Source organism: Runella limosa DSM 17973 (genome assembly GCF_000482465.1).
In the GTDB taxonomy this organism is placed as follows: domain Bacteria; phylum Bacteroidota; class Bacteroidia; order Cytophagales; family Spirosomataceae; genus Runella; species Runella limosa.
This window is the reverse complement of the sequence record NZ_AXVJ01000071.1, coordinates 22,551-31,559: the sequence shown is the minus strand read 5'-3', so window position 1 is coordinate 31,559 and position 9,009 is coordinate 22,551. Positions and strand designations below refer to the sequence as shown.

The following is a 9,009-nucleotide window of genomic DNA, read 5'->3' as shown; positions in this document are numbered from 1 at the left end:
CCCCGCCGCAACGATCGAAAAGCTCGTTCGAGGGTGTTGTAGCCTGCTAATAGATAAGCGATTCCCATCAAACCAATTTCAATTGGCTTAGAAACCTCCACCTTAAAAAGTTGCGTAATGGCGACAAACCCCAACAGAATTGTCAAACTCAACCACAGTCGCCAACGGCTTTTCAACAGGCTTTCTTCACCTGATTCTTCCTTGTGGTCGTGTCCGTCATTATCGCTATGTGCTGGCATTTGTACTTCTATCGGCTTGTCGCAGCAATCATCTGTTGTATGATTTTTATGCTTTTGCACTTTCTTTTCCATGAAAAATAATCAGTTAGAATTCGATGAAGAAATTAAAAAATGCTAATCCAATGAGTGTCAGTCCCGTAATGAGGTTTTCGTTATGCTCAAACCAGTGGGCATTGATGAGCCGAAGGCCATGCCCTGCTACCCAGACCATCATAAGCATTCCTGCGAGTGTGACTACATTATAGATAAGTGTTACCAAACCCAACGCTTGCCAGCCCAATGCCCCTGCACTCAGGAAATAAGCGTTGATTTCCATACAAGGCGACAGAAACATACCGATACAAAGCGAAAACAGAAGACCTTTGAATGATTTTCCTTTTTGTTTTTGGGTATCAATGTGTTCGTGGGCATGTTGATGCCGTAGGTGTTGCATTAGATACCATAAGCCCAGCATTAACAATACGGCGGGAATCACGCTTTCAGCAAGTTCATGGTATTTTTCGGCTAATTCGTAGCCAGCCAAGCCTACAATTAGTCCCAAGATAGTGGTGCTAATCGTGTGGGCAAGACCTGCCAATGCCGTAACGGTGAGTGTGCGCATTTCTGTCCATCGTTCCGTTTTGCCGATTGTAACAAAGGGCAACCAGTGGCTGGGAATTAGTGCGTGTAAAATGCTCAGTATCAATGAGCCGAAAAGGATTTGGTTCATTTATTTGATGAATTTAATAAAAGAGGCGACCAATAGGGGTTACTCAATGCCCATGCTCATCACCACCCTCAGCGTTAGCAATGGACGATTGTAGATAATAAGCCCCCTTTGTAACGATTTTTGCACCCGCTGGAATTTGTTCCAAGGGTGTAACCTGAACATACCCTAATTGAGTGATACCTGTTTTTACCTCAATTCGCTTAAAATGAACACCTGTATCTTCTTCATGCACTTTCTCACTTGTACTATGTTCATGCTCTTCTTCGGCTTCATTAATAAAGATAAACTCTTTGCCCTCTGCTTTTACAATAGCTTCGACTGGCAGCGTATTCACATCACTATTGCCAATATCAATCAAGGCATTGACATACATGCCGGGTATTAAACCAATCGTCTTATTGTTAATGTTAGCACGAACGGCCACCGATTTGGTTTGTTTCTGAAAGGCTTTCCCAATGCTAAAAATATTGCCGATAATCTCTTTATTGCCCTGATTAGTGAGTACAAAGCGTAAACTTTGCCCAACTTTTATTTTAAAGAGATCTTTTTCGTAAACCAATAATTCAACGTACATTTCTGAATTATCTACAATTGAAAATAAGGAAGTATTAGCCGAAATGTTACTTCCTATTTTTACATTGATGGCGGTGATATGTCCAGAAATTGGGGCAGTAATCACAATCGTGTTAGAGTTGCCATTACCGCTAAGGAGTAGGTTTTGCTCTAAAATCTCGATTTGTTGTTGGGTTATTTTTATTTTGTTATTCACCAAATCAAGTTCTGAGCTAACTTTTTGAAACGTTTTTTTAGCCGTGACGTTTTCATCACTCAATTCTTTTTGTCGGGCAAAATCTAAATCTAAAAACTCTTTGTTGACTTTGGCTTGTTGCAACTCCTCCGTCAATTTTGCTTTTTCAAGGCGGAGGTTATTAAACTCCATACTCTGAAAAGTGGCAAGGGATTGTCCTTTCTTTACATACTGCCCCTCAATCACGGCAATTGTTTTGACGATTCCCCCCATAAAAACCGACACATCCGCTTGATTTTGGGGAGGCAGTTGGGTATAACCGTTGGTCGTGATTACTTCACTCAGGTTTTTCTTTTCAAAATTTCCGAAGATAATTTGCGCTGCTTTTACTTGCGCTGGTGTAAGTTCTACCACTCCTTTTGCATCATCGTGATGTTCTTCGGCTTGGGTGGTTTCTACTTTTTTATTACAAGAGGAAAGAAGAAAAAAGCAAAAGGCAAAAGCCGTGCTTAGGGAGAAAATATTTTTTATGTGAAATTGCATGGTTTCAAAATTTAGTTGTTCAACAAATACTGAATATTGATGAGGTTCTGGTTCAGATTATGAATGGCTTGCAAATAATTGCGTTGAATACTCAACACCGTTTCTAATCCTTGCAGGTATTCCACATAACCCGCTTCGCCACTCTGATAGGCTTTTGTAGCATTTTTGGTGATGATTTCAGCATTGGGCAAAGCCGTTTGGATATAATAATCAAGCAGAGACTGATTAACCCTTTGGTCTTGAATTTGCTGCAAAAGCTGACTATTGAGCTGATTTTTAAGGTATTCAGCATTTTTTTGTTGGATCTGAATATCCGTTTCTGATGCTTTGATTCGTGCTTTGGATGCCCCTCCGAAAATCGGGACACCTATGCCCAACGTTAGTCCGTGAAAGCGAGGCAGACCATTGTAATAAACCGCTTTGTCACCAACTTGCTGACTTCCTGTGAGCGATTGCAGAAAATAGCCCGCCGAAAAATCAGGTTTTCGCAAGGCTTTCTCTACTTTATTACTTGCCGATGCTATTTCAATTTGTTGCAATGCCATTTGTAGCATCGGGTTTTGATTGAGAAGCGTCGAATCGCTACTGAGGAGTTTTGAGGGTAAAAACTCATTTTCGACAAGCGTAAAATCGGTATTCAGATTCAAAATACTTTTCAATTTGATTTTTTCACTCAAAATCAAGCCTTCATTTTGATTTCTGATTTGCACCAACTCCTGTTGTTTGGTTTCGGCAGTGGTTTTTTCCAATAAATTACTCTCCCCCGTTTTGAATTTGAGGTTTGCTGCTTTGACGAATGTTTGTAAATATTCATCTTGCTTTTGAAGTAATTGATTCAAGGCAGTCAGATACAAAATGGTATTCCAAGATTGTCGTATCTGAAAGGCAATGTCATATTTGGTAGCCAACAATTTCAGTTCGCTACCTTTGATGTACTCATTGATTAAACCTCGTTTAGCTTGAAATAGAAAAGGGCTAAATCCTTGTGAAATGCTAAAATTTTGATCGAAACTGCGGGTATTATATTGCCCAAGCATGGCGTTAATATTGGTTTTGGGCAATTCGACCGCCGTAGGTTTTAACTGATTTTGTAATTTGACAGCTAACTCACTGGCTTGTACAAGGCCATTGTTTTTAGTACCCAACTCAATGGCTTGTTGGAGATTGAGAGAAGTCTGAGCCTGCACATTTCCGCCCAGAAATAATCCAATTAAGATTATAACCGATGAAATATTTATTTTTTTAGGGGCTTTTATCCCTTTTTCAAGTAATAAATACAAAATCGGCAAAACGATAAGTGTAAGTAAAGAGGCCGTTAATAAGCCTCCAATGACGACCGTTGCCAATGGTTTTTGAACTTCTGCCCCAGACCCGTTACTTAATGCCATAGGCAAAAAACCCATTGAAGCCACCGCAGCCGTCATCACAACAGGACGTAACCGTACTTTTGTGCCTTCTTTAATCCTTTCCAGCACATCGTCCCAACCTTCGACTTTGAGTTGATTGAAATAACCAATCAGCACAATTCCGTTCAAAACCGCTACCCCAAACAAGGCAATAAAGCCAATTCCTGCCGAAATACTAAATGGCATTCCACGCAACCAAAGCGCAAACACGCCACCAATCGCTGAAAGCGGAATGGCTGTAAAAATCAATAAAGATTGCTTAACCGAGTTGAAAGTGAAGAAAAGCAATACAAAGATTAGGAGTAACGCCACGGGTACGGCCACCGAAAGGCGTTTGTTGGCTTCTACTAAATTCTCGAATTGTCCGCCGTAGGTTACGTAATAACCTTCGGGAAGTTTAAGTTTAGTGTCTAATTTCGCCTGAATTTCGTTTACCACACTTTTGACATCACGACCACGAACATTCAACCCAATTACGATTCTTCTTCTGCCATTTTCTCTGCTGATTTGGGCAGGCCCTTGCTCAATATTTACCTCCGCTACTTGTTCCAATGGAATCTGATTGCCATTGGGCAGGCTCACAAAAATGCTTTTTACGTTAGAAATATCTTGACGAAAATCTTTCTCCAATCGCACCACCAATTCGTATCGTCTTTCACCTTCATACACTTTGCCAGTAACTTCGCCAGCAAAACCCGTTCTGATAACTTTGTTTAAGTCACCTACATTCAATCCATATAAAGCCAATTTGTCAGGATTATACCGCACTGTGATTTGGGGCATTCCTGTTATTCGTTCGTCTTTTATATCGGCTACCCCTTCTATGCCTCCAATTAAGCCAATGGCATTCGTAGAGGTAGCAGCCAATTTTTCTAAATCTTCCCCAAAAATCTTAATGGCAATGTCGCTTCTAACGCCCGTCATTAACTCATTAAAACGCATTTGTATGGGTTGTGACACCTCAAAGCCTACCCCAGGAATTTGCTCCAATTCTTCTTTCATCAAATCTGCCAATTCGTAGAAATCTTCGGTTGTTGTCCATTCTTTTTTAGGTTTGAGAATGATAATCATATCAGCCGATTCGATGGGCATTGGGTCGGTTGGAATTTCGGCTGAACCAATTTTTGTAACAACTTCCACCACTTCGGGGAATTTTGCTTTAAGAATTTTCTCTAATTTCGTTGATGTCTCAATACTCATACTCAACGAACTGCCGTTAGCATTCCGAAAATTAATAGCATAATCGCCTTCTTCTAAGGTTGGGATAAATTCACCCCCCATCCTGCTAAAAACGAACAAAGCAACCAAAAACATAGCGACCGAGATACCCAAAATTAAAGCCTTCATTTGCAGGGCTTTGTCCAATACTGGTTGGTAGAAACGGTAGATCGTATCAATGATTTTATCAGAAATGTTCTTTTTATGACTAATCGTTTTGCTCAAAAACAGAGCCGAAGCCATCGGAACGTAGGTGAGCGACAGGATAAAAGCCCCCAAAATAGCAAACGTAACCGTTTGAGCCATGGGCTTAAACATCTTTCCCTCGGTGCCAACCAACGCTAAAATGGGTAAATAAACGATTAGGATGATGATTTCGCCAAAAGCTGCGCTACTCCTAATTTTACTTGATGCACCAAAAACTTCCTCATCCATCTGTTGGGGAGTTAATCTCCCTTCTTTATTCAGGTGTAGCCGATGAATGACAGCCTCCACAATAATGACGGCTCCATCTACAATCAATCCAAAATCTATTGCTCCTAAACTCATCAGGTTGCCACTTACGCCAAAGAGATTCATCATAATGACGGCAAAAAGCAGTGCCAAGGGTATCACTGAGGCTACCACCAAACCTGCACGCCAGTTGCCAAGCAATAAAACCAAGACAAAAATGACAATTAACGCTCCTTCGAGAAGATTTGTCTGAACCGTTCCAATGGCATTATTTACTAATTTGGTGCGGTCAATAAAGGGCTCTAAGGCAATACCTTCGGGCAATGATTTTCGGATTTGTTCGACTTTTTCTTTGGTGCGATTCACAATGGCAGAGGAGTTTTCGCCTTTGAGCATTAATACCATCCCACCTACTACCTCTCCTTTGCCATCTTTGGTAACTGCGCCATACCGCAACGCTGAACCTTCCTGAACTTTTGCCACATCCCGAATTAAAACTGGAATACCATCGTTGTTTTTTACTACTATTTTTTCAATATCAGGAATAGATTTTACCATTCCCAATGCCCTGATAAAATAGACATAGGGTTGCTTGTCTATGTAAGCACCACCTGTATTTTCGTTGTTTTTTTCGAGTGCATCAAAAACATCAGTAATGGTAATGTTCATGCTTTTTAGGCGGTCAGGCTCAACTGCAATTTCGTATTGTTTGAGACTACCGCCTAAGGTGGTAACTTCGGCAATACCTGGCGTTCCTAATAATTGAGGTTTTACAATCCAGTCTTGAATACTTCGTAGTTTGGAAGCACTATACTGATTTTCAAAGCCTTTTTTAGCATAAATCACATATTGGTAAATTTCGCCTAAACCCGTACTGATGGGTGCCAATTCGGGTGTGCCTACGCCTTTTGGAATTTGCCTTTCGGCCTCTTTTAGTTTTTCACTGATTTGAGTTCTTGCCCAATAAATGTCCACACTTTCCTCAAAAACTAAGGTAATTACACTTAGCCCAAAGCGACTAAGCGAACGCATTTCTACGATGCGTGGAACGGTTTTCATCGTTTGCTCGATGGGATAGGTAATGAACTGTTCCACCTCTTGCGTAGCTAAGGTGGGGGCATTCGTAATAACCTGAACTTGATTATTGGTAATATCAGGCAGCGCATCAATCGGCAGTCGGCTGAGGTTGTAAATACCCACCAATACCAGTGCCATCGTAAATAAGCCTACGATAAACTTATTTTTTATCGAAAATTGAATGATTTTATCTAACATTTCTTTTGAATCTAATTTTGAGAAATTCTTCCACGAGTGCCACAAACAATAATCCATGCTGATAGGTAGCTATCAACATGAAGAAATGGCAATAAGAATTTTAAAATTAGATTTTGGGCGGTTGCCAGATATTTCCGTAGAAATTGGAAAAGAAAGAATCGTTGTAGAAAGCGATTTTTACTTTTTGGGTAAAAAAGGAAGTTTGATTGTCAGGAACTGATACAGGAGAATGAAAACCAAGTGAAATGATTGAGCCACAACAAGTACAGAAAGGAGTACAAGATTTTGTGTCTCCGTGATGGTCAGTCTGATTGGTTTTAGAAGATGATGCTTTTCCATTATTCACTCCATGACAGGCATCATCGCTGCAAGGCAGACCTGACAGCACAAGTAGATACATGGAGAATATGACAGCTAAAATTTTCACACGGCAAATATAAGTTAAAATATTGTGCAACAGGGTTTCAGGTTGTAAATAGAAAATAGTATAGTGCTATTTTTTCTAAAATTTCCTTTTGACTCTTGACCAACTTACCCTCTCAAACACCAATTTCGTCACCTTCGCAATGTGCTGACAACGAGTATCGTAGGTTATAATCTCTTTGAGGGTACCGGTGAAGACTTTGGTGATAATGTGCATGATTGGTAAAGGTTAGCAATCATGGTTAAAATTTGTGAGTTTGTTTGAGGGCATAATTCACGAATAATATCAAAACGGGTACTTCAATCAATGGCCCAACAACGGCAGCAAAAGCGGCCCCTGAGTTGATACCAAAAACGGCAATCGCTACGGCAATGCCCAACTCAAAGTTGTTACCCGCAGCCGTGAAAGCCAAGGAAGTAGATTTGGCGTAGTTGGCACCTGCTTTTTTAGAAAGATAAAAAGCCGACAAAAACATGATGCCAAAATAGAACGTAAGTGGAATCGCAATCCGAACTACATCCAACGGAATCTGCACAATCAATTGCCCTTTCAAGCTAAACATGACCACGATAGTGAGCAGCAAAGCGATGAGCGTAATCGGGCTGATTTTGGGCAAATACACTTGCTCAAACCATTCTCGGCCTTTCAGTGCCGTAAGGCCATAACGGGAAATAATGCCGAGCAAAAAAGGAATACCCAGATAAATAAACACACTCTGAGCTACTTGGCTAATCGTAATGTGGACTTCGTAGCCTTTCAGACCAAACAACGGCGGCAAGACCGTGATAAAAACCCACGCATACACCGAATAAAACAGGACTTGAAAAATGCTGTTGAAAGCTACCAACCCTGCTGCATAGAGGCGGTCGCCGTTGGCGAGGTCGTTCCAAACAATCACCATCGCAATACAACGAGCAATACCAATCATAATCAAACCTGTCATGTATTCGGGCTTATCGGGCAAGAAAACAACTGCCAACCCAAACATCAGTAGCGGCCCAATAATCCAGTTTTGAACCAACGACAGCATCAAAATTTTGGTGTTGGTAAACACCTTCGGAAGTTCTTCGTAGCGTACTTTTGCCAAGGGCGGGTACATCATCAAAATTAACCCAATAGCTAGTGGAACGTTGGTCGTACCAACATTGAAATGATTGATAAATGCTTCGGATTCTGGGGAAAAGTAACCGATTCCTATGCCGAGTAGCATCGCTAAGAATATCCAAAGTGTAAGGTAATTGTCTAAAAATGAGAGTTTTTTAGGTTGCATTTTAACACGTATTAGTCAAACTTATATTTTTACTTTTGAGAAGATATACAAGGTCTCGGTGGCGATTTGCTTGCAACGTTCATCATATTTGGCGGTTTCTTCGGGCGTACCGTCAAACGCTTTGGGGTCATCGTAAGGAATCGCTATCCGTCTCGTTGCACCTTTCACAAGTGGGCACGCTTCGTCTGCTTGCGAGCAGGTCATAATAGCACAAAAGCCACTTTGAGGGTTGCTCTTGTCGTCGTATTTTTTGGAGAATGCTTTTAGTGGTTCTGCATCAGCAGCGTATTTTACTTCGTAAATCGGGTTTCTATCTTCCGAGATTTTAGAGACTTCAAACCCTGCCCTTTTGCAGGTAGCTACGGCTCTTTCGTTGAAGGCGGTTGATTCTGTCCCTCCCGAATACGTTTTGACATTCGGAATCCCGTAATAAGCAGCAGCAGTAGCTGCCCAAATTTGCCCAAAATGACTACGACGAGAATTGTGCGTGCAGATATACGTTAGTTGGGCTTGCTCACCCGATTTTACTTTGTTTTGTACAAAAAGGGCAATTTTGTCTAACTCTTTTTTACGGTCTTTGGGAATTTTGACAAAGTCTTTTTTAATGGTACTAATGTAGGTTTGCAAAGACTCATTCAACACTACTTTTTTGTTAGGGTCATTGCCAAAAGAAATTGTGGTGGTTAGTAAGAAGAGGGATGTCAATAAATGTAGGAGTTTCATA

6 protein-coding genes and 1 pseudogene are annotated in these 9,009 nt (G+C 40.9%); all 7 read right to left on the bottom strand.

The window, feature by feature from the left end:
- Nucleotides 1-311: pseudogene (locus K339_RS0108995) on the bottom strand (heavy metal translocating P-type ATPase); the annotation flags it as partial.
- Between the two features lie 13 nt (nt 312-324).
- The gene (locus K339_RS0108990; protein ID WP_028523308.1) at nt 325-948 is read right to left on the bottom strand and encodes a hypothetical protein; all 624 of its coding nucleotides are present in this window, start codon (nt 946-948) and stop codon (nt 325-327) included.
- A 43-nt stretch (nt 949-991) separates the two neighbouring features.
- Complete coding sequence (locus K339_RS0108985) at nt 992-2,239, bottom strand: efflux RND transporter periplasmic adaptor subunit (RefSeq protein WP_028523307.1); 1,248 nt, start codon at nt 2,237-2,239, stop codon at nt 992-994.
- A gap of 11 nt (nt 2,240-2,250) precedes the next feature.
- Nucleotides 2,251-6,591: a CusA/CzcA family heavy metal efflux RND transporter gene (locus tag K339_RS0108980; protein WP_028523306.1), complete on the bottom strand. Its 4,341-nt coding sequence runs from the start codon at nt 6,589-6,591 to the stop codon at nt 2,251-2,253.
- Nucleotides 6,592-6,697: 106 nt separating this feature from the next.
- A complete protein-coding gene (locus K339_RS36620; RefSeq protein WP_229598718.1) occupies nt 6,698-7,018 on the bottom strand; it encodes a DUF6660 family protein in 321 nt (106 codons plus the stop codon).
- 238 nt (nt 7,019-7,256) lie between these two features.
- On the bottom strand, nt 7,257-8,285 hold the full coding sequence (arsB, locus tag K339_RS0108970) for an ACR3 family arsenite efflux transporter (protein ID WP_028523305.1): 1,029 nt from the start codon (nt 8,283-8,285) through the stop codon (nt 7,257-7,259).
- A 21-nt stretch (nt 8,286-8,306) separates the two neighbouring features.
- Nucleotides 8,307-9,008: a low molecular weight phosphatase family protein gene (locus tag K339_RS0108965; RefSeq protein WP_028523304.1), complete on the bottom strand. Its 702-nt coding sequence runs from the start codon at nt 9,006-9,008 to the stop codon at nt 8,307-8,309.
- Nucleotide 9,009 lies beyond the last annotated feature (1 nt).